Annotated in this window: 17 protein-coding genes; 9 read left to right on the top strand and 8 right to left on the bottom strand. The window is 68.3% G+C overall.

Annotated features, from left to right (window positions below):
- Positions 1-278: 278 nt before the first annotated feature.
- The 3 genes from J2Y49_RS15975 to J2Y49_RS15965 are packed head-to-tail and all read left to right on the top strand — an operon-like array spanning position 279 to position 4,044.
- On the top strand, positions 279-758 hold the full coding sequence (locus J2Y49_RS15975) for a 2Fe-2S iron-sulfur cluster-binding protein (protein ID WP_310115924.1): 480 nt from the start codon (positions 279-281) through the stop codon (positions 756-758).
- Positions 755-1,765 (top strand): xanthine dehydrogenase family protein subunit M, encoded by a 1,011-nt coding sequence (locus J2Y49_RS15970; RefSeq protein ID WP_310115846.1) that lies wholly within the window; start codon positions 755-757, stop codon positions 1,763-1,765. The genes J2Y49_RS15975 and J2Y49_RS15970 overlap by 4 nt, the downstream gene beginning before the upstream one ends.
- Positions 1,762-4,044: a xanthine dehydrogenase family protein molybdopterin-binding subunit gene (locus tag J2Y49_RS15965; protein ID WP_310115845.1), complete on the top strand. Its 2,283-nt coding sequence runs from the start codon at positions 1,762-1,764 to the stop codon at positions 4,042-4,044. Before J2Y49_RS15970 ends, J2Y49_RS15965 begins: the two co-directional genes overlap by 4 nt.
- A gap of 82 nt (positions 4,045-4,126) precedes the next feature.
- Here J2Y49_RS15965 and J2Y49_RS15960 read toward each other — a convergent pair whose 3' ends face one another.
- The 4 genes from J2Y49_RS15960 to J2Y49_RS15945 all read right to left on the bottom strand — a co-directional run bounded on the left by J2Y49_RS15960 (position 4,127) and on the right by J2Y49_RS15945 (position 9,369).
- Positions 4,127-4,378 (bottom strand): pilus assembly protein HicB, encoded by a 252-nt coding sequence (locus tag J2Y49_RS15960; RefSeq protein ID WP_310115844.1) that lies wholly within the window; start codon positions 4,376-4,378, stop codon positions 4,127-4,129.
- Positions 4,375-4,836 (bottom strand): putative toxin-antitoxin system toxin component, PIN family, encoded by a 462-nt coding sequence (locus tag J2Y49_RS15955; RefSeq protein ID WP_310115843.1) that lies wholly within the window; start codon positions 4,834-4,836, stop codon positions 4,375-4,377. Before J2Y49_RS15955 ends, J2Y49_RS15960 begins: the two co-directional genes overlap by 4 nt.
- A 127-nt stretch (positions 4,837-4,963) precedes the next feature.
- Positions 4,964-5,911: a response regulator transcription factor gene (locus J2Y49_RS15950; protein WP_310115842.1), complete on the bottom strand. Its 948-nt coding sequence runs from the start codon at positions 5,909-5,911 to the stop codon at positions 4,964-4,966.
- The gene (locus tag J2Y49_RS15945) at positions 5,908-9,369 is read right to left on the bottom strand and encodes an ATP-binding protein (RefSeq protein WP_310115841.1); all 3,462 of its coding nucleotides are present in this window, start codon (positions 9,367-9,369) and stop codon (positions 5,908-5,910) included. The genes J2Y49_RS15950 and J2Y49_RS15945 overlap by 4 nt, the downstream gene beginning before the upstream one ends.
- A 149-nt stretch (positions 9,370-9,518) precedes the next feature.
- Here J2Y49_RS15945 and J2Y49_RS15940 point away from each other — a divergent pair, with 149 nt between their 5' ends.
- Both J2Y49_RS15940 and J2Y49_RS15935 read left to right on the top strand, forming a co-directional pair.
- The gene (locus tag J2Y49_RS15940; RefSeq protein WP_310115840.1) at positions 9,519-9,893 is read left to right on the top strand and encodes a DUF1636 domain-containing protein; all 375 of its coding nucleotides are present in this window, start codon (positions 9,519-9,521) and stop codon (positions 9,891-9,893) included.
- A gap of 128 nt (positions 9,894-10,021) precedes the next feature.
- Positions 10,022-10,279: a hypothetical protein gene (locus J2Y49_RS15935; RefSeq protein WP_310115839.1), complete on the top strand. Its 258-nt coding sequence runs from the start codon at positions 10,022-10,024 to the stop codon at positions 10,277-10,279.
- A 125-nt stretch (positions 10,280-10,404) separates the two neighbouring features.
- Here the strand turns inward: J2Y49_RS15935 and J2Y49_RS15930 are convergent, their stop codons facing one another.
- From J2Y49_RS15930 to J2Y49_RS15920, 3 genes are all read right to left on the bottom strand, one after another.
- Positions 10,405-11,709, bottom strand: coding sequence for a hemolysin family protein (locus tag J2Y49_RS15930; protein WP_310115838.1), 1,305 nt, complete (start codon positions 11,707-11,709; stop codon positions 10,405-10,407).
- 25 nt (positions 11,710-11,734) lie between these two features.
- Positions 11,735-12,349, bottom strand: coding sequence for an exopolysaccharide biosynthesis protein (locus tag J2Y49_RS15925; RefSeq protein WP_310115923.1), 615 nt, complete (start codon positions 12,347-12,349; stop codon positions 11,735-11,737).
- A 273-nt stretch (positions 12,350-12,622) separates the two neighbouring features.
- The gene (locus tag J2Y49_RS15920) at positions 12,623-13,057 is read right to left on the bottom strand and encodes a response regulator (RefSeq protein ID WP_310115837.1); all 435 of its coding nucleotides are present in this window, start codon (positions 13,055-13,057) and stop codon (positions 12,623-12,625) included.
- A 203-nt stretch (positions 13,058-13,260) separates the two neighbouring features.
- Here J2Y49_RS15920 and J2Y49_RS15915 point away from each other — a divergent pair, with 203 nt between their 5' ends.
- Together J2Y49_RS15915 and J2Y49_RS15910 are read left to right on the top strand one after the other, a co-directional pair.
- Entirely contained in the window at positions 13,261-15,387 is a 2,127-nt protein-coding gene (locus tag J2Y49_RS15915; protein WP_310115836.1) for an ATP-binding protein, read from the top strand.
- A gap of 56 nt (positions 15,388-15,443) precedes the next feature.
- The gene (locus J2Y49_RS15910; RefSeq protein ID WP_310115835.1) at positions 15,444-16,052 is read left to right on the top strand and encodes a transcriptional regulator; all 609 of its coding nucleotides are present in this window, start codon (positions 15,444-15,446) and stop codon (positions 16,050-16,052) included.
- Positions 16,053-16,101: 49 nt separating this feature from the next.
- On the opposite strand, the gene J2Y49_RS15905 is transcribed toward J2Y49_RS15910, so the two are convergent.
- Positions 16,102-16,605: a helix-turn-helix transcriptional regulator gene (locus J2Y49_RS15905; RefSeq protein WP_310115834.1), complete on the bottom strand. Its 504-nt coding sequence runs from the start codon at positions 16,603-16,605 to the stop codon at positions 16,102-16,104.
- 607 nt (positions 16,606-17,212) lie between these two features.
- Between J2Y49_RS15905 and fliF the strand changes: the two genes are divergently transcribed.
- Both fliF and J2Y49_RS15895 read left to right on the top strand, forming a co-directional pair.
- Positions 17,213-18,874, top strand: a complete 1,662-nt coding sequence (gene fliF, locus J2Y49_RS15900; protein WP_310115833.1) for a flagellar basal-body MS-ring/collar protein FliF — start codon at positions 17,213-17,215, stop codon at positions 18,872-18,874.
- 50 nt (positions 18,875-18,924) lie between these two features.
- On the top strand, positions 18,925-19,701 hold the full coding sequence (locus tag J2Y49_RS15895) for a FliH/SctL family protein (RefSeq protein WP_310115832.1): 777 nt from the start codon (positions 18,925-18,927) through the stop codon (positions 19,699-19,701).
- Positions 19,702-19,724: the final 23 nt, after the last annotated feature.

Raw genomic sequence — 19,724 nt, 5'->3', positions numbered from 1 at the left:
CCTCGCGACTGCATTCCACCTACGATCGCCTTTCGGCGCTCGTCCGGCCTACGGCCGTCGGCTTCATGCCCTCTCCCGGGGCGGGAGAGGGAGCTAAGCCCCAACGAGGGAACGCAGCGGAAGGGCGGCTGTTACCCCCGGCAAGCCAAGACGCGCCGCCGCACCCCCGCGGCCGGCGGCGCCCCCCCCTGCCAGCAGTCGGAGCGGTCATGTCCCAGCCAACAGGTCCAGCGTCCCAGGGCCATGCCCACACGCAGCCGGCGCCTCCGCCGGAAGCGATGGAGATCACCCTGACCCTCAACGGCAGCCGCAGGACGCTGCATGTCGCGCCCTGGACCAGCCTGCTCGACGCGTTGCGCCTGCATCTCGACCTGACCGGCACCAAGAAGGGCTGCGACCATGGGCAGTGCGGCGCCTGCACCGTGCTGGTCGACGGACGGCGCATCAACTCCTGCCTGACGCTGGCGGTGATGATGGAGGGGCGGAGCGTCACCACCATCGAAGGGCTGGCCAGCGGCGACACGCTCCACCCGCTGCAGGAGGCCTTCGTCGAACATGACGCCTTCCAGTGCGGCTATTGCACGCCGGGCCAGATCTGCTCCGCCGTCGGCATGCTGGAGGAAGGCCACGCCAAGACCGACGACGACATCCGCGAACTGATGAGCGGCAACCTGTGCCGCTGCGGCGCCTATCCCAACATCGTCGCGGCGATCCGGCAGGTGATGGATGGGCAATCGAAAGATGGAGGCAAGCCATGAGGGCCTTCTCCTACGACCGCCCCGACAGCGTCGATGCGGCGCTGCGCGGCGTGGCGGGACAGCCGGGCACGACGACCGAGGCGGCGGTGAAGTTCGTTGCCGGCGGCACAAACCTGCTGGATTTGATGAAGGCCGACGTGATGCGGCCGGAGCGGCTGGTCGACATCTCCCGCCTCAACCTCGACCGGATCGAGGAGACGGAAGGCGGCGGGCTGCGGCTGGGCGCGCTCGCCCGCAATTCCGACACCGCCTATGACGAGCGGGTACAGGCGCGCTATCCGATGCTGTCCAAGGCTATCCTGGCGGGAGCGTCGGCGCAGCTGCGCAACATGGCGACCAACGGCGGCAATCTGTTGCAGCGGACGCGCTGCTATTACTTCTACGACACCGGCACCCCCTGCAACAAACGGGAGCCGGGGACAGGCTGCGGCGCGCTGACTGGCGTCAACCGCATCCACGCCATCCTGGGCGCCAGCGACAGTTGCATCGCCGTCCACCCGTCCGACATGTGCGTGGCGCTTGCGGCGCTGGAAGCGGTGGTGCGCGTCAGCGGGCCGAAGGGCGAGCGGACCATCCCCTTCGCCGAGTTCCACCGCCTGCCCGGCGACACCCCGCACATCGACAGCACACTTGCCGCCGACGAGCTGATCACAGCCATCGATTTGCCGGCGGAGGGCTTCGCCAAACACTCCACCTACCTGAAGGTGCGCGACCGCGCCTCCTACGCCTTCGCGCTGGTTTCGGTGGCGGCGGCGCTGGAGATGGACGGGCAGACGATCCGCACCGCCCGGCTGGCTCTCGGCGGCGTCGCCCACAAGCCCTGGCGCGATGCGACGGCCGAAGCCGAACTGGCGGGCAAGCCGGCCTCGCTGGAGACATTCCGCGAGGCTGCGCGCGTGCTGCTGCGCGACGCCAAGGGCTATTCCCACAACGCCTTCAAGATCGGACTTGCCGAGCGCGCCATCGTCCGGGCGCTGGCCGAAGCCGCCGGAGTGGAGCATCCATGATCGCCAAACCGACCATTCCCGATCCGCTCGACCGTCCCAATGGCTCGCCGGGTGCGCAGATCGGCAAGCCCGTCAGCCGCGTCGACGGCCGGCTGAAGGTGACCGGCGGCGCCAAATACGCCGCGGAGTTCAACACGCCCGGCCTCGCCCACGGCTACATCCTGTCGAGCGCCATCGCCCGCGGCCGGATCCTGAGCATGGATACGTCCAAGGCGCTGGCCCTGCCCGGCGTGTTCCAGGTCTTCACGCACGAGAACCGGCCGAGCCTTGCCTGGTTCGACCGCAAGTGGAAGGACGACGACGCACCCAAGGGCTCGCCCTTCCGCCCGCTGTACGACGCGACGATCCACCATGCGCTCCAGCCCATCGCCCTGGTTGTGGCGGAAAGCTTCGAGTTGGCGCGCTACGCCGCCCGCCTGATCCATGTCGTCTATGAGGCCGACGGGCACCAGACCGACCTGCGCGCGGCGAGCGCCCAGGCCTTCACCCCCGGCAAGGACAAGGGGGGATTCCAGCCGCCGCCGAAGCCGCGCGGCGACGCCGACCGGGCACTGGCCGAGGCGGAGATCAGCGTCGACCTGCACTTCACCCAGGCGGTCGAGCACCACAACCCGATGGAGATGCACGCCTCCACCGTCATTTACCACGATGACGGCACCCTGACCGTCCATGACAAGACCCAGGGGCCGCTGAACACCCAGACCTACGTCTGCAACGTCTTCAACCTGTCGAAGGACGCGGTGCGGGTGATCTCGCCCTTCGTCGGCGGCGCCTTCGGCTCGGGCCTGCGGCCGCAGCACCAGCTGTTCATGGCGGTGCTGGCGGCGACCGCGCTGAAGCGTTCGGTGCGGGTCGAGCTGTCGCGCCCGCAGATGTTCAGCTTCGGCCATCGGCCCGAAACCCTGCAGCGCGTGGCGCTGGGCGCGCGCAAGGACGGCACGCTGACCGCCATGATCCACGAGGCGGTGCAGGAGACCTCGCAGACCGAGAACTATGTCGAGGTCGTCGTCAACTGGTCGGGCCAACAGTACAAATGCGACAATGTCCGGCTCGACTACAAGCTGGCCCGGATGGACACCCACACCCCGCTCGACCAGCGCGCGCCCGGTGCCGCCACCGGCGTCCCGGCGCTGGAAATCGCCATGGACGAGCTGGCGGCCAAGCTGGGCATGGACCCGCTGGAGTTGCGGCTGAAGAACCACACCGAGGTCGATCCCAATACGGACAAGCCCTTCTCCAGCAAGGAACTACGCGCGTGCTTCACGCAGGGGGCGGAGCGGTTCGGCTGGCACAGGCGCAACCATACACCGCGGTCGATGCGGGAGGGGCGGCAACTGATCGGTTGGGGCGTGGCGTCCGGCGTGTGGGACGCCATGCAGGGGCAGGCCGCGGCATCGGCCCGGCTCGGCATCGACGGCACGCTGGTCGTGGGCAGCGCCACCGCCGACATCGGCCCCGGCACCTACACGGCGATGACGCAGATCGCCGCCGACATCCTGGGTCTGCCCATCGAAAGGGTGTCATTCCAGCTGGGCGACAGCAACCTGCCGATGGCACCGCTGCAGGGCGGGTCCTGGACGGTGTCGTCGGTCGGGTCGGCGGTGAAGGCGGTGTGCGACCGGCTGCGCGACAAGCTGGCCGGGCTGGCGGTGGGGCAGAACGACGGGCCGCTGAAGGGGCTGAAGGCCGACGATCTGGTCTTCGCCGACGGCTTCCTGATCGCCAAGGCCGCCCCGTCCCGGCGGATGTCGGTCACCGAGGTGATGCGCGCCAGCGATCTGCTTGTGCTGGAGGACGAGGCGCGCTCTATCCCCTATTACAAGTCGCAGATGCAGCACACGCTCGGCACCCACTCCGCCGTCTTCGCGGAGGTGCGGGTGGACGAGGATCTCGGCACCGTGCAGGTGACCCGCGTGGTCAGCGCGGTCGCCGCCGGCCGCATCATCAACCCGAAGATGGCCCGCAGCCAAGTGCTGGGGGCGGTGGTGTGGGGCATCGGCATGGCGCTGGAGGAGGAGTCGATGACCGACCAGCGCCTGGGCCGGTTCATGAACCACGACTTCGCCGAATACCACATCCCGGTGAACGCCGACGTCCACGACATCGACGTCATCTTCGTCGAGGAGCATGACGACATCGTCAACCCGCTGGGCGCCAAGGGCGTCGGCGAGATCGGCATCGTCGGCGTCCCCGCCGCCATCGCCAACGCCATTTACCACGCCACCGGCAAGCGGCTCTGCGACCTGCCGATCACGGTGGATAAGGTATTGGGGGCATAGATGCAGGGAGGAGGCGCCATGTAGAAGGGCCTCCTCCCCGAACCCACACTTGGCACGGTCGCTCCTCTTTTTGAACCCGTTATCACCGATCCAGTTCGTCGCCGGTCTGTGGCGGTCTGTCCGGCACCCTGTCCAGGAAGGAGCGCAAGCCTGCGCCGGTCGCGGTGCCGGCACGGGCCTTCAGGAAGGAGGCTGCCGTTTCGACGGCACCGACCTTCTCGGCGACGGCGGCGGCGATCCACTGGTTCAAAGACACGCCATCCTCACGGGCCAGCCGGGCAGCGGCATCCTTGACGGACGCGGGCAGCTTCAGGGGGTAGGTCGCCTTGCTCATATCGCCACTCCTCGCAGAAACTCCGCAGGCCGGAGAACCGGAATGCCGAACCGCGGCGCGGCTGCGGCAAAGTCCCGGACATTGTGGGTTACCAGTACATCCGCCCTGCCATTGACCGCCGCCTCCAGCACCATCTCGTCCGCCGGATCGGAAAGTTGGGGCCGCCAGGTGAAACGCACGTCAACGGGTTCCAGAATCGCGGCCAACTCGGCCAACAATCGATCCACATCGGTCCCGTCGAGTCCGTGAACTTCGCGTTGTTCGGGGCGCTTCAACACCGCCTCGTATTCCAGGAACAGGGCAGTGGTCACCAAAGCCCTGAACTGTCCATCCGCAAGAAGGTTGAGCACGGCAAATGACGCACCCCGACGGCTACGCAAGCCGGCGGTCAGAATATTGGTGTCGAGAACCGCTCTCTTCATCCGGTCGATGATATGAGAATTCTCAACGCCAGGCAACGAATGTGACATCCCATAGGATGTCAGGCTGAGACTTCAGCGACCCCAGCCCGCCGGGAGGCCGATGCAGAGAGAAGACGGCGGACCGGCAAACGCAATCTGCAGCGAAACCGTGGGCTTCTTCCGCTCACCCCCGCGCCGCCAGGGTGCGGATCGCCAGCGCCGCGGCGGAGGCGCGGTTCTCCACGCCCAGCTTGGCGAAGACCTGTTCCAGATGCTTGTTCACCGTGCGTGGGCTGATGCCCAGGATTTCGCCGATGTCGCGGTTGGGCTTGCCGTTGGCGATCCACAGCAGGACCTCCGCCTCGCGCACGGTCAGGCCCAGGGCATCGCGCAGGATCGCCTCCTGCCGGCCGGCGGCCGGTTCGCTGAGGCGGAACAGGTACTCGTCAGGGTTGGCAGGGCTGAGATAGGTGAATTCCAGCCGGCGCACGCCCTCGCCATCCGGCAGGTCGAGCGTGAAGCTCTCCGACGCGGCGGCGCCAGGGCTGGCCGCCTGCCGCAGACGGACCAGACCGGCTGCCAGGGTCGCAGCCAAATTGGGGGCCAATTCCGGCCGCACGCCGTCCGTCCCCGGCAGCAGCCCGCCCAGCAGCCGTTCGGCCTGGGGGGTGCACCACAGCAGCCTCCCCTCCCCGTCCGTCGCCAGCAGGAAGCGGCCGGTGGCGTCCAGCGCCGCGCGGGCGCCATAGGCGACGCGGGCGTTGGTCAGGTGGACGCGGATGCGGGCGATCAGTTCGTCCACCACGATGGGCTTGGTGACGTAATCGACGCCGCCGGCCTCCAGCCCCTTCACCACATGTTCGGTGTCGCTGAGGCCGGTCATGAAGATCACCGGCAGGTGCGACAGGTGGGGAATCTGCTTCAGCCGCCGGCAGGTCTCGAAGCCGTCCAGCCCCGGCATGACGGCATCCATCAGGATCAGGTCCGGCGTGATCTGGCCGACCAGTTCCAGCGCGCTTTCACCGTCCACGGCGACCAGCACGGTCAGGTCGGCCTGTTCGATGGCCTCCGTCAGGAATCCCAGCGTGTCGGGGGTGTCGTCCACCACCAGGATCATGTCGCGGCGCTTCATCCTGTCACGGCCCCGTCCACTGCCTCTCCCTTCGGTCCTTTGCCGCTCTCGTCAGCGGCCTCTTCCACCGCGCGCATATAGCCCTTCAGGTCGAAAGCGCGCACCAGCGTCCGCAGGCGTTCGACGAAGGGCGTTGCGGCCGCGTCCTCCGCCTCGATCTCGCGCAGCTTGGCCTCGATCCCGCGAATGTACCCGATCCGGCCCAGTTGGCGCAGGTCATCGAGATGACGCAGCGCAGAGTCCGGCGGCCGGGCGGGTGCCGCCGCAACGACGGGAGCCGGGGACGGCTCTGCAGACTTGACCGCCACCGGCGCCGGCGCAAGCGGTTCCGGCGGCTTTTCCGCCGCATGGATCCATTCCAGCCCGGTCAGCGCCTGAACCCGGTCGAGCAGGGCGTGGATCTCGATGGGCTTGGCGACGAAGGCGTCGTGCGGAGCACGCCCGTCGCCCGGCCCCTGCGCCTCATAGGCGTTGGCGGACACCATGATGATCCGGATGCCGTCGCCGAACTGCCGGCGCAGTCCGTCGGCCACGTCCCAGCCGCTCTCTCCCGGCATGGAGATGTCGAGCATGGCGAGGTCCGGCTTGCACTGCGCCGCCAGTTCCAGACAGCCGGCGGCGTCCGACGCGGTGAACAGCACGAACCCCAGCGGGCGCAGGATGTCGGTCATCAGCGCCAGATGGTCGCGGTCGTCATCGGCCAGCAGGATGGTGATCTGCGGCCCGGCATAGCCGGTGATGGAGCGCCGCTCCGCCTGCTCGCCCGGCCGGTGCATGGCCTCCGACAGCAGCAGGCGGACGGTGAAGACGCTGCCCTGCCCCAGCGTGCTGCGCACGGCGATGTCGCCGCCCATGATCCGGGTCAGCACCCGCGTGATGGTGAGGCCGAGGCCGGTGCCGGCCACCGCCCGCACCGCCGCCCCGCGCCCGCGCTCGAACGGCTCGAAGACGCGGTCGAGATCCTCGTCCCGGATGCCGATGCCGGTGTCGACGATCTCGAACTCGGCGATCTGGCTGCGGTAGCGGACATTCAGCGCGACATGGCCGGTCTCGGTGTATTTCACCGCGTTGGACAGCAGGTTGATCAGGATCTGGCGCAGAATCTTGCTGTCGGTGTGGACCCAGGCCGGCAGGTGCGGCACGCGGGCATAGCGGAACTCCAGCCCCTTGGCGGTGGCCTGGATGCGGAACATGTCGGCCAGCTGGTCGAGGAAGTCGATCAGCTGCACCTTGTCGCGGCTGAGCCGGCGCAGTCCCGATTCGATCTTGGAGATGTCCAGCAGCCCGTCGATCAGGTTCGACAGATGCTCGGCGCTGCGGCGGATGACGCGGACGGCGTCCTGCGGGCGCTGGGTGCTGTTGCTTTCCAGAAGCTGGGCATAGCCGGAGATCGCATTGAGGGGCGCGCGGATCTCATGGCTGACGCCGATGATGTAGCGGCTCTTGGCGGCGTTGGCGGCCTCCGCCACCTCCTTGGCCTTCTGCAAGGCGGCGTCGGTGCGCTCGTGGGCGGCGATCTCGTCCATCAGCATGGCGGTCTGGCGGGCGGTCTCCTCCTCCGCCTTGCGGCGGCTTTCATGGGCAAGGACCAGCAGCCAGGCGGCGACGCCGGACAGGATGAACAGGCAGACGAAGACGGTGAACAGCGCGGCGTGGATCGCCGCCCGTTCCGCCGCGTCGGCGTTGGCGTACTGGAAGTCGATGACGATCAGCACCCCGCCCAGCACCAGCGAGAACAGCGTCATCACCCCGATGAAGTGGCCGGTGCGGGTGTGGACCCCCGCCGCCATCCGCTTGGGCAGCACCCGTTGCAGGCTGTGGGCGATCTGGTCGGCGAAGCGGCTGTCCTTCTTGCACAGATCGTGGCAGCGCGCCTCCAGCGTGCAGCAGAGCGAGCAGATCGGCGCGTCGTAGGCCGGGCAGAAGGCCATGTCCGGCCGTTCGAAGTGATTCTCGCAGATCGAACAGCGGATGGTCGCGGCGTCGCCGGGCAGCGTGTCGGACTTGCGGGCGATGTAGTAGCGGCCCCTGGTCCTCCAGGCGATCAGCGGGGCGGCGGCGAAGGCGACCACCAGCCCGATGAAGGGGGCCAGCGCCTGGGCCACCGGCCCCAGCAGCCCGAAGAAGGCGGTGGTGGAGCACAGCACCGACAGGCCCATCGCCCCGGTGCCGACCGGGTTGATGTCGTAGAGGTGGGCGCGCTTGAACTCGATCCCCGGCGGGCTGAACCGGAGAGGCTTGTTTATGGCGAGATCGGCGGCGACCGCCCCCAGCCAGCCCACCGCGACGTTGGCGTAGAGGCCGAGGATGCTCTCGATCACGCCGAGGATGCCGATCTCCATCAGCAGCAGCGCCAACAGCACGTTGAACACCAGCCAGACGACGCGGCCGGGATGGCTGCGGGTCAGGCGGGAAAAGAAGTTCGACCAGGCGATGGAGCCGGCATAGGCGTTGGTGACGTTGATCTTCATCTGGCAGACCACGACGAAGATGCCGGTCAGCGCCAGCGCCACGGCGGGCGACCCGAACACATCGAGGAAGGCCATGTGGTACATGCTGTTGGGCTGCACCGCGTCCGCCGCCGGCATGCCGTGCTTCAGCGCCAGGAAGGCCAGCAGCGAGCCCGCCGCCAGTTTCAGGCTGCCGATCAGCACCCAGCCCGGCCCGCCGGCCAGCATCGCCGCCCACCAGCGCAAGCGCCCGATGCGGGCCTGGGAGGGCAGGAAGCGCAGATAGTCCACCTGTTCGCCGATCTGCGGCAGCAGCGACAGCAGGACCGAGGCCGCCATGCCGAAGGGCAGCAGCGACAGCCCGCCATCCGGCGCATAGACGCCGGGCAGCGAGGTCCACTGCGCCAGGGTTTCACGGTCGAGCAGGAAGAAATAGGCCAACGGCACGCATTGCAGCAGGATCCACACCGGCTGCGTCGCCCATTGCATGCGGCTGATGAAGCGGATGCCGTAGACGGCGATGGGGATCACCGCCAGCGAACTGATGACATGGGCGACCGACGCCGGAATGCCCAGCACCATGGTCAGCCCGGCCGACATGATGCTGGCCTCGATGGAGAACAGGATGAAGGTGAAGGAGGCGTAGACCAGCGAGGTGATGGTGGATCCGAGGTAGCCGAAGCCCGCCCCGCGGGCCAGCAGGTCGATGTCCACCCCGGCCTTGGCCGCATGGTAGGTGATCGGCAGCCCGACCAGGATGCTGAGCACCGCCACCGCCAGGATGGCGGCCATGGCGTTCTCGAAGCCGTAGGTCAGCGTCACCGCCGCGCCGATCGCCTCGCAGGCCAGGAAGGAGATGGCGCCGAGCGCGGTGTTGGCGACGCGCCATGCGGTCCAGCGCCGCGCCCGCTCCGCCGTGTAGCGGAGCGCATAGTCCTCCATGGTCTGATCGGCGGCGAGCTGGTTGTACTGCCGGCGTTCACGGACGATCCGTTGCCTCGCGCTCATGCCCGTCCGCCGTTTCCGTCCTTGAAGTCCGCCCGACCGCATCGTCGGGAGTTTGGCGGTGGTTGGCAAGCCGCAAGCGCGTTGACAGCATCCGAACCGGCCTCTAGCTGTCGGTCCGCAAGAACCGGAAAAACCCAGAAAGCCCAAGCATGACCGTCGAGCTTGTCGTCTGCGAAACCTGCCGCCGTCCGGAAGACCCGCCCGAGGCCGTCCGTCCGGGGGCGGAGCTGGTGGCGCTGATGGAGCGGGTGCTGGCCGACGCCCCCGATCTGTCCGCACAGGTGCGGCTGCGGCCGATGCGCTGCCTGATGAGCTGCAAGCGCCCTTGCGCCGTCGCGGTGCGCTCGGCCCGGCGGATGAGCTATGTGCTGGGCGACTTCGCCCCGGACGAGGCGACGGCGGAAACGCTCACCGCCTATTTGCGCGCCTACGCCGCGACCACGGACGGGATCGTTCCGTTCAAGCAATGGCCCCAGGGTATCAAAGGTCGTTTCGTTTCCAGATTGCCTCCGCTGGACGAGTGAGCGGCGACAGGCGGTACTTAGGTACTTTCCACTACTTCCGAAGGACGTGTTTGACAGACCAAGGCCGCGCCCTAATTATTGTTAGTCATACCATCCAATCTCCCCCCGCGAGCAAGGAGGAGCGCCCGATGAAGGTCGACCCCGAGGTCCTGAACTGCGCCACCGGCCTGCTGCACATGGCGCGCGAGGCGGAACGCTCCAACGGCTGGGAGGCCGGCGACCTGCTGCGGACCACCCTGCGCCTGCTGGTGGTGGCGGGCGCCGACGGGCATGGCTGGAGCGCGGACGACCTGACCGAAGAGGTGCGCGACCTGGTGCAGGCGGTGCGGATGACGAACGGAGATAAGGGTGCGCGGGTCTGCGGCGGGGGGACGGCTGTGCATTAAAGGGGGGGTGGAGGGCGGGACCATCCATTCCTGCGGCGTTAGCCCCCCACCTATCCTCTCCCGCCCAGCGGGGGAGGGTTAGGGTGGGGGTCTAACGTCGCGAGAATGCGACACCTGGTACCCCCTCACCCCTCCGAAATCTCCGGGTTCAGCTGGATCAGCACCTTGTCGATACGGCGGCCGTCCATGTCGACGACCTCGAAGCGGATGCCGTTCCAGAACAGATGCTCGGCCGCGGTCGGAATGTGGCCGAAATGATCGAGGAGGAAGCCGGCGATGGTGTGGAAATCGCCCTCCCCCTTCATGTTCTTGACGCCGACCAGCGCCTCGACCTCTTCCACCGGGGTCATGCCGTCGACCAGCCAGCTGCCGTCCTCGCGCTGGATGGCGGCGGCTTCGCCCTCGTGGGTGCTGTCGGGCAGTTCGCCGGCGATGGCCTCCAGGATGTCGGTCATGGTCACCAGGCCCTCGACGCTGCCATATTCGTCCACCACGATCGCCATGTGGACGCTGGCCTGCTTGAACAGGTCGAGAAGGCGGAAGACCGGCGTGCCGTCATGGACGACCAGCGGCTGGACCATCGCCGCCTTCAGATCGAAGGCGATGCCGTTCAGAGACTGGTCGAGCAGGGCCTTGGCGGCCACCACGCCCTGCAGCTCGTCCACGTCGCCGCGGCAGACCGGGAAGCGAGAATAGCCGCTATCGCAAATCTCGCGGCCGACCAATTCGGGCGTGTCGTCGATGTCCAGCCAGATCAGGTCGGGGCGCGGGGTCATGATCGAGCGCACCGTCCGGTCGGAAAGGTGCATCACCCCCTCGATCATCTGGCGTTCGGCCGGCTCGAAGACGCCGCTCTGGGTGCCTTCGGCGATCAGGGTCTTGACCTCCTCCTCCGTCACCGTCTGCTCGCGCGAGGTCGGCAGGCGCAGAAGCTTCAACACCGCGTCGCTCGACACGCCCAGCAGCCAGACCACCGGGGCGGACAGGCGCGCGATCGTCCGCATCGGCGCGGCCACCAGGGCGGCGATCCGCTCCGCCGAGATCAGCGCCACGCGCTTGGGCACCAGTTCGCCGATGATCAGCGAGAAATAGGTGATGGCGGCGACAACCAGAGCGAAGGCGACGGTGTGTCCATAGGGCGCGATCCACTCGACCCGCTCGTCGAGGACGCCGCCCAGCCGCTCAGCCAGGGTGGAGCCGCCGTAGGCACCGGCGATGATGCCGGTCAGGCTGATGCCGACCTGCACGGTCGACAGGAAGCGGCTCGGATCCTCCGACAAATCCAGCGCCGCGCGGGCGCCGGCGCCGCCTTTTTCCTCGGCCATCTGCTGAAGCCGGCCGCGGCGCGCCGACACCAGCGCCATCTCCGACATCGCGAAGAAGGCGTTGATGAGGATCAGCAGGACGATGACCAACAATTCCCAAATCATGGCGGTATGCCCAAAGGGCGCTCCCTCAACCGATCAATTGTTGCGCCACGGCGACCGCCGCCTGCCCGAGACCGAGCAGGATGGCGACGATGATGGCGATGGAAAGAAGGCCGGCGACAAGGCCGGCCGACACGAAAGCACCGTCGGATTCCATCAGCCCCAGCGCGATCAGCGCGATGGCGAGGGCGGGGGGCTGGTTTCCGAAGACGATGGGAAGGGACAGGATGCCGGCCAGCACCATCACCGCCAGCCCCAGGAAGCGCTCGGCGGTGGGGCCGGCCAGCGCCGGCAGGCGGGCGTGCAGGCGACGCTCCAGCCGGTCGGCCCAGGGCTTGGCCCGGCGGATCACGCCCAGGAAGGCCTTGCGGTCGAAGGTGACCGCCAGCATGCGGCGCGGCAGCCAGGGCCCGTGCCGGCCCACTGCCATCTGGGCGCCGATCAGGATCATCGGCACGCCGGTGGCGGTCGACAGGCCGGGCACCGGCAGGACATTGGGGATGGACAGGATCAGCAGCAGCGCGCCGAAGGCACGATCGCCCAGCGCATCCATCACCTCGCCCAATGATATGCGGTCAGGCGAAACGGGGCCGGAAGAGGAGTGTGAGACGCGACCGGAGGCCGCCTCGTCACCGCGGGTCAGAAAGTCGTCCAGCAGGTCGGAAACGCGCGCACAAGCCCGATCCGCACCGGGGGGACGGGCGTCGTTCGACCTGGGGGACGACCCGGGAGGTCGGTCTTTGCTCACAGCTCTCCCCGATGCCGGAAACGGGATCGGAGCGGGCCGGGCGAAGGATGGCAGGAACCCATGGACCTTTCGCGTCGCGGCGGCATCAATCTCCCTTCTACAGGAAGGGCGGCCAAAGCGCCAGCGCAGGTTGGCCCACGCAAGGGGAGATCCGGCCGGACAAACGGCCTATTGCTTCTTCTGGATGGCGAAGCTCAGCCGCTTGGTCAGGTCGGCCTTCGACACCGGCTTCACCAGATAGCCGGAGATGCCGTAGGCGATGGCGCGCTTGACCACATCCGCTTCGCGATGGCCCGTGAGGACCAGGACCGGCAGGTCGGCCAGCGGGTTGCCGGTGGCCGTGCGCAGCGCGTGCAGCAGGTCCAGCCCGCCCATGCGCGGCATCTCCAGGTCGCAGATCGCCGCATCCACGTCCCCGCCGTTCTTGCGCAGGATGTCGAGCGCCTGGATGCCGTCTGCCGCCTCGAACACCGCGCGCACCTTGATGTCGTGCAGCAGGCGCGAGATCAGCTTTCGGGTAAAATCATCGTCCTCGACCAGCAACACACCCAGATCGTGGATCGTCCGGATCTGACGAGTGCCGCCGCCTGCCTCCACCACCATGACGCTCTCCGCTTGGCCCGCTTGCGTCCGGCGCTCGTGCCGGCTGCCATCGGTCACAGTTTTTGTAATGCACCATTGCACAGTCGTTAACGGAATTGCGTTAACGAAGGCAGGGCCGCACAAATCGCGCCGGGGTGGGAATGGCAATCGCCGGCGCGACGCCTTATCCTTGCAGCCCGAACCGGAGAAGGACTTCCCGCCCCGTGACCGCACCGCCCGCCGATCCCGCCCTGCCCATCGGCGCCTCGCCCGACGCGGCGATGCTCGCCGCCGTGGTGGAGGCCAGCGGCGCCGGGATGGTGGTGCATGACGCGACGCGCCCCGGCCAGCCGATCGTCTATTGCAATCGCGCCTTCCTGGAGATCGTCGGCTACCGGGCGGACGAGGTGATCGGCCGTGACGCCTCGTTCCTGCAGGGGCCGGACACCGATCCGGAGACCGCCGCGACGATCAGCACCGCCCTGGCGGAGGCGCGCCCGCTGTCGGTGGAGGTGCTGAACCACCGCAAGGACGGCAGCGCCTTCTGGAACGCGCTGACCCTGCGGCCGGTGCCGGGGCCGGATGGGTCGACACGTTGGATCGCCGCGTCCTGTGCCGACGTCACCCGCAGCCGCCGGTCGGAACAGGAGCTGCGCGCCGCCGAGGAGCAGCTGACCCGGCTGGCGGCGGAGACCTTCGCGCTGGCCGAGAAGCTGGACAGCGCGCGGGAGGAGGCCGAAGCCGCCCAGATGGCGGCGGAAAATGCCAGCCGCGCCAAGTCGCGCTTCCTGGCGATGATGAGCCACGAGCTGCGCACGCCGATGACCGCGGTGATCGGCATGGGCGACCTTCTGATGGGAAGCGGCCTGTCGGACCAGCAGAAATCCTTCGTGCGGACCCTGCGGTCGTCGGCGGACACGCTGATGACCATCCTGAACGACGTGCTCGACTTCTCCAAGATCGAGGCCGGGCAGCTGATGCTGGAGGAGATCGACTTCTCCCTGCCCCGGCTGGTCGACGACGTGGTCCAGCTTTTCCTGGTGCGCGCGGCGGCGAAGGGGCTGACCCTGTCCGCCTCCATCGCCGACGATACGCCGCGCCATATCCGCGGCGACCCGACGCGGCTGCGGCAGGTGCTGTTCAACCTGGTGTCCAACGCCATCAAATTCACCGAACGCGGCGCCATCGAGATCGCGGTGTGGTCGCCCGATCCCCCCGCCGGGCCTGCGGATGAAGGCGCAACGGCCCCGGTCTCCCTGCCGGTCACGCTGCGGTTCGAGGTGCAGGACAGCGGCATCGGCATGACGGCGGAGCAGCGCGGGCGGCTGTTCGACGCCTTCGTCCAGGCCGACGCCTCGACCAGCCGCAAATATGGCGGCACCGGGCTGGGGCTGGCGATCTGCAAGCGGCTGGTGGAGGCGATGGGCGGCGAGATCACCGTCGCCAGCGCGCCCGGCCGCGGTTCCACCTTCCGCTTCTCGATCAGGACGTGCACGGCGGAAGCCCAGCCGGTCGGCGATCTGGGGACCCGCAGCCTGCTGTCCGCATCCTCGGAGGAGCCGCAGCAGAGCCCCGTCGCCCTGCGGCTCCTGCTGGCCGAGGACAACGACATCAACCGCATGCTGATCACCGCCATGATGACCCGCATCGGCCACCGCATCGACGCGGTCAACGACGGGCGGGCGGTTCTGGACGCGGTCAAGGCGGCCGATTACGACGTGCTGATCCTGGACATGGAGATGCCGGTGCTGGACGGGCGGTCGACCGCGCGGGCGATCCGGCGGATGGACGGCCCGGTGGCGCGCATCCCCATCGTCGGCCTGTCCGCCGATGCCTTGCCGGAACACCGCGACGGCCACATGGCCGCCGGGCTCGACGCCTATCTGACCAAACCCATCGACTGGGAGCAGCTGAACGCCGTGCTGGTGGATCTGGCAACCCGGCCGGAGGACGGGCGCGTGGTGCCGATCCCCAGCCGCCCGGCGTTGGAGGGCGGCCACTTCATGGCCCTGCCGCTGCTCGACCGGGTGAAACTGGCGGAACTGCGGCTGGCGCTGGGCGGCGAGGCGCTGGACGGCATGCTCCAGCTCCTGCCGGAGACGGCGTTGCGCGAACTGACGGCCATCCGCTCCGCCCTGCAGGCCGGACGCCCGAAGGAGTTGAGGCAGGCCGCCCACACCCTGTCCGGGCTGGCGGCCAATTTCGGCGCGCCGCGCATGGCCGCCATCGCCCGCGCCATCAACGACAACCCCGGCGACATCGACAAGGTCGCCGCCCTGCTCCCGCTGCTGGAGACCACCGTCGGCGCCACCAGCACCCTGGTGCGGGAACCGGCGGGCAGTAACGATTGAGGGGCGTACGGACGCGCGGTTGAGCGGGGAACGGCCGATCTGCTAGAGATCCGGGGATGAAGAAAGCCACGCCGAAACGGCGCAGCGGGTCGCCCCGCATCACCCATCCGGACCAGTTCGATCTGCTCGACGTGCCCGAGCCGACCGCGGTCATGATCACCTATTCGGGCCGCACGGTGGACCTGGAGCGGCCTGACTTCGGCCCGTTCGACATCGAGGACATCGCCCGTCCGCTGGCCTACCAGTGCCGCTTCGTCGGCAACACGCAAGCCTTCTTCAGCGTCGCCCAGCACTGCGTCCTGGCCAGCCGGCTGGCGCCGGAGGGCTATGCCTACGACGCGCTGATGCATGATTGCGAGGAGGCCTTCACCGGCGACTGGCCGACGCCGTGGAAGGTGCGCATCGGCCGCGACGCCATCCGGCAGGCGGTGGAACCGATCAAGAGCGCGCTCGCCCTGCGCTTCGGCTTCCGCCACCCGGAGCCGAAGGCGGTCAAGCTGGCCGACCAGCGGGCGCTCGCGACGGAGCTGCGCGACCTCTGCGCGCCGCACCGCGTCAACTGGCGGGACCTGCCGGCCCCGGACGAGGCCGCCATCGTGCCGCTAGGCCCGGAAGAGGCGCTGGCCGACTTCCTCGAACATTACCGGCGCCTGCGGCCGGCCTGAAACCGTCTGCCCCGGAGATCCCGTGTGATCCGGAGGCCGGGAAGCGGGTTCAGGCGTGGCCGCCCTGCTCCGCCCGGCGGGCACGGCCGCGCTTGACCGCCGGCGCCGCGCCCGCACCACCGCCGTCCGTCTGCTGCTCCGCACAGCGCTCCGCCAATTCGCGGATGGCGGCGCGGATCTGCGGGTCGCGGATGCTCTGGAAATAGCGGGCCAGCATCAGCGCCTCGCGCGACTGCAGGGTGTTCTCCTGCTCCTCGCCGCCGCCGGCCGCCGGCATTTCGGCGCCCTCGGTCGCCGGCTGGCGGTTCTCCAGCCCTTCGAAGAAGACGGAGACGGGGACGCGGAAGAACTGGCCCAGCTTGAACAGGCGGCTGGAGGACACGCGGTTGAAGCCGCGCTCGTACTTCTGCAACTGCTGGAAGGTCAGCCCGAGGGCGGAGGCGACGTCGCTCTGGCTGAGGCCTGCCAGCATACGCAGTTCCCGCAGGCGCTGGCCGACGAACACATCGACCTCGTTCAGGCCTTCCTTCTTTTCGCGGCCACGCCGTTTCATGGCTCTCCCCCTTCGATCCTGTACAGGTCCCGGCCGCCGAACCGTGTCGACGCTCTCCGGGACACCGGTTGGCCCGTCGAACCGGAACGCGTCGCAGGCGGCGTCGAAGCTGGAAAGACATCGGCGGGCAAGACGAATCGGCCGGTTGCGGGCTCGGAATGCAACTCAGCTATGACCGGCACCTGCCGATGTCAACCGCCGCTCGGCCGGATACCTCTTTTGGACAGTAAAACTTTCGCGGGATTCGTACGAGACCGCTCCCGCATACACTCTTTTCGTGCAAGGACTGGTATCGCCCTACCCATGGTCGCGGGGGCCGTCCGGCACCGCTCAGGCTGGAAATCCGATGCGGTGCAGATCCGATGCGGCATTGTGACCCACGGTTGCCACTGGGTACCGTCGCAGGGCTGCAACATTTGCGGGGTACTAGGCACATTTTGCCGGGCGCCCGGCAAAAACTGCCGCCGATTAACCCTCTCTTCATCAAGACGCCGCAGCATGCCCCAACGTAGGCAAGCCCGGCGCGGAACTTGCAAAAACCGTTTCGCATCAGCGAAGCGGGCGATGCGAAGAGCAAGCCGGGGAGACTTCCGATCGGGGACCGCGCGTGAACAACCTGCTGCAGACCTTGCGCAATCTCGGGCCCGCCCGCCTCGCGGCGATCGGCGGCGTCGGGCTGCTGCTGATCGGATTCTTCGTCTACCTGACGACCCGCCTGTCCACGCCGGAGATGGAGCTGCTCTACGCCGAACTCCAGCAGACGGAAGCCGCGGCGATCGCCAAGAAGCTGGAGGAGGCGAAGGTCCCCTTCACCGTCGACAAGACAGGCACCAAGATCATGGTTCCGGCCGATCAGGTCGGGCCGATGCGCATGCGCATGGCGGCACAGGGGCTGCCGTCCGGCGGCTCGGTCGGCTACGAGCTGTTCGACAAGGGCGAAGGGTTCGGCGCCACCAGCTTCATGCAGAACATCAACCACCTGCGCGCGCTGGAAGGCGAAATGGCACGCACGGTGCAGACGCTGAACGGCGTCCAGCAGGCCCGCGTCCATCTGGTGCTGCCCAAGCGCGAGCTGTTCGCCCGCCAGCAGAACCCGGCCACCGCCAGCGTCTTCCTGAAGCTGCGCCCCGGCGCCCAGCTGAGCCGCGAGAACATCCAGGCGATCCAGCAGCTGATCGCCGCCTCGGTCCCCAACCTGGACCCCAACCGCATCTCCATCGTCGACGACAAGGGCAAGCTCCTGGCCCGCGGCACCGGCAGCGACACCGCCGAGGCGATGATGGCGTCGGCGGAGGAGAAGAAGCAGGCCTATGAGGGCCGGCTCGCCCGCACCATCGAGGATCTGCTGGGCCGCACGCTCGGCTACGGCAAGGTCCGGGCGGAGGTGTCGGCCGACCTCGACTTCGACCGCATCACGACGCAGTCGGAAATCTTCGATCCGGAAAGCCAGGTCGTCCGCTCCACCCAGACGGTGACCGAATCGAACGAGAGCAGCGACCGCGATCCGCTGGCCCCGGTCACGGTGGACCAGAACCTGCCGACCGCGCAGGCCAGCAGCAGCGCCAGCCCGCTGTCGTCGAACAAGTCAAACCGCAACGAAGAGACGATCAACTACGAGATCACCAAGACCACCAAGTCGCATGTGCGCGAGGCAGGCACCGTCCGCCGCCTGTCGGTCGCCGTGCTGGTGGACGGCACCTACCAGACCTCCAAGGAAGCGCCGCCGGCCTACCAGCCGCGCAGCGAGCAGGAGATCGAGAGCATCAAGGCGCTGGTGCGGTCCGCCGTGGGGCTGGACGCCGTGCGCGGTGACACGCTGGAGGTGGTCAACCTGCGCTTCTGGTCGCCCGAGGACGACATCCAGAAGCCGGAAGAACTGTTCATGGGCATGACCAAGGACGACCTGTTCCGCATCGCGGAGATGGTGGTCCTGGGCATCGTCGCCGTCCTGATCATCCTGCTGGTCATCCGCCCCCTGATCTCCCGCGCCTTCGAGAAGGCGGAGATGCAGGAGGAGGACGAAATGGACCGCCTGCTGACCGATCAGGCCGGCATGCCGGCCGCACTCGCCGCCCCCACCGGCGCGCTGGCCCAGGATCTGGCGCTGGAAGCGGCGCAGGCCGACGAGGAGCTGGAGCAGATGATCGACATCAACCGGGTGGAAGGCCGCGTCCGCGCGTCGTCCCTGCGCAAGGTCGGCGAGATCGTCGACAAGCACCCGGAAGAAGCGGTCTCCATCCTGCGCAACTGGCTGTACCAGGAGAGCTGAGCCATGCCGGCCTCCAATTCCATTCCGTCTTGTGAGGGAGGGCCGCGTCGATGAGCGTGCGCAAATTCCTCTTCGACGAGTCCTTCGACGTGGACGCCGTGCCCCGCATGACCCATGTGGAGGACGACGACCTGCTGCCGGAGGACGAATTCGTCCTGCCGCCGGAGCCGGAGCCGGAACCGGAGTTGCCGCCCGCGCCGACCTTCGGCGAGGAGGAGTTGGCCGCTGCCCGCGCCCAGGGCTACGAGGAGGGTCTTGCCGCCGGCAAGTCGGAAGGCACGGCCGCCGGATACGGCAAGGGTTTCACCGACGGAATGGCCGCCGGTCAGAACACCGGGTACGAGCGCGGCAAGGCGGAGGTCGAGGCGACGGTGAACAACCGCATCGCCGCCGCGCTCTCCCAGATCGCCGACGGGGTGTCCCGCCTGCTGGCGGAGCACGAGGCGGGCAACGCCATGCGCTCCGAACAGCCGGTCCATCTGGCGCTGGCCATCGTCCGCAAACTGTTGCCGGAATGGGCGCGGCGCGGCGGGATGGCCGAGGTGGAGGCGATGGTCCGCACCTGCCTGACCGACCTGATCGACGAGCCGCGGCTGGTCATCCGGGTGGCGGAGGACACGATGGGACTGGTGCGCGACCATCTGGACCAGACGGTCGGGTCGCGCGGCTTCGGCGCCAAGCTGATGGTGATCGGCGACCCGTCGATCGCGCCCGGCGGCTGCCGCATCGAATGGGCCGAAGGCGGCATGGAGCGGGACACCGCCCAGTTGCTTGCCGAGATCGAACGCCGTGCCGCGCACTTGCTGGAGGCTCCGGCCCCCGTCTAAGGGGTGACCGGATTGAAGGAGGT

The sequence above is a fragment of the Azospirillum sp. BE72 genome (genome assembly GCF_031455875.1).
Taxonomy (GTDB): Bacteria; Pseudomonadota; Alphaproteobacteria; order Azospirillales; family Azospirillaceae; genus Azospirillum.
The sequence above is the reverse complement of the archived record's forward strand: the minus strand, read 5'-3'. Positions and strand labels throughout refer to the sequence as shown.

Coding starts and splice junctions, on each gene's coding strand:
- J2Y49_RS15935 (WP_310115839.1), top strand. CDS start 10,022: ATGAAGGTCGACCCCGAGGTCCTGAACTGCGCCACCGGCCTGCTGCAC.
- J2Y49_RS15970 (WP_310115846.1), top strand. CDS start 755: ATGAGGGCCTTCTCCTACGACCGCCCCGACAGCGTCGATGCGGCGCTG.
- J2Y49_RS15945 (WP_310115841.1), bottom strand. CDS start 9,369: ATGAGCGCGAGGCAACGGATCGTCCGTGAACGCCGGCAGTACAACCAG.
- J2Y49_RS15950 (WP_310115842.1), bottom strand. CDS start 5,911: ATGAAGCGCCGCGACATGATCCTGGTGGTGGACGACACCCCCGACACG.
- J2Y49_RS15910 (WP_310115835.1), top strand. CDS start 15,444: ATGAAGAAAGCCACGCCGAAACGGCGCAGCGGGTCGCCCCGCATCACC.
- J2Y49_RS15975 (WP_310115924.1), top strand. CDS start 279: ATGGAGATCACCCTGACCCTCAACGGCAGCCGCAGGACGCTGCATGTC.
- J2Y49_RS15895 (WP_310115832.1), top strand. CDS start 18,925: ATGAGCGTGCGCAAATTCCTCTTCGACGAGTCCTTCGACGTGGACGCC.
- J2Y49_RS15905 (WP_310115834.1), bottom strand. CDS start 16,605: ATGAAACGGCGTGGCCGCGAAAAGAAGGAAGGCCTGAACGAGGTCGAT.
- J2Y49_RS15920 (WP_310115837.1), bottom strand. CDS start 13,057: ATGGTGGTGGAGGCAGGCGGCGGCACTCGTCAGATCCGGACGATCCAC.
- J2Y49_RS15960 (WP_310115844.1), bottom strand. CDS start 4,378: ATGAGCAAGGCGACCTACCCCCTGAAGCTGCCCGCGTCCGTCAAGGAT.
- J2Y49_RS15940 (WP_310115840.1), top strand. CDS start 9,519: ATGACCGTCGAGCTTGTCGTCTGCGAAACCTGCCGCCGTCCGGAAGAC.
- J2Y49_RS15930 (WP_310115838.1), bottom strand. CDS start 11,709: ATGATTTGGGAATTGTTGGTCATCGTCCTGCTGATCCTCATCAACGCC.
- J2Y49_RS15965 (WP_310115845.1), top strand. CDS start 1,762: ATGATCGCCAAACCGACCATTCCCGATCCGCTCGACCGTCCCAATGGC.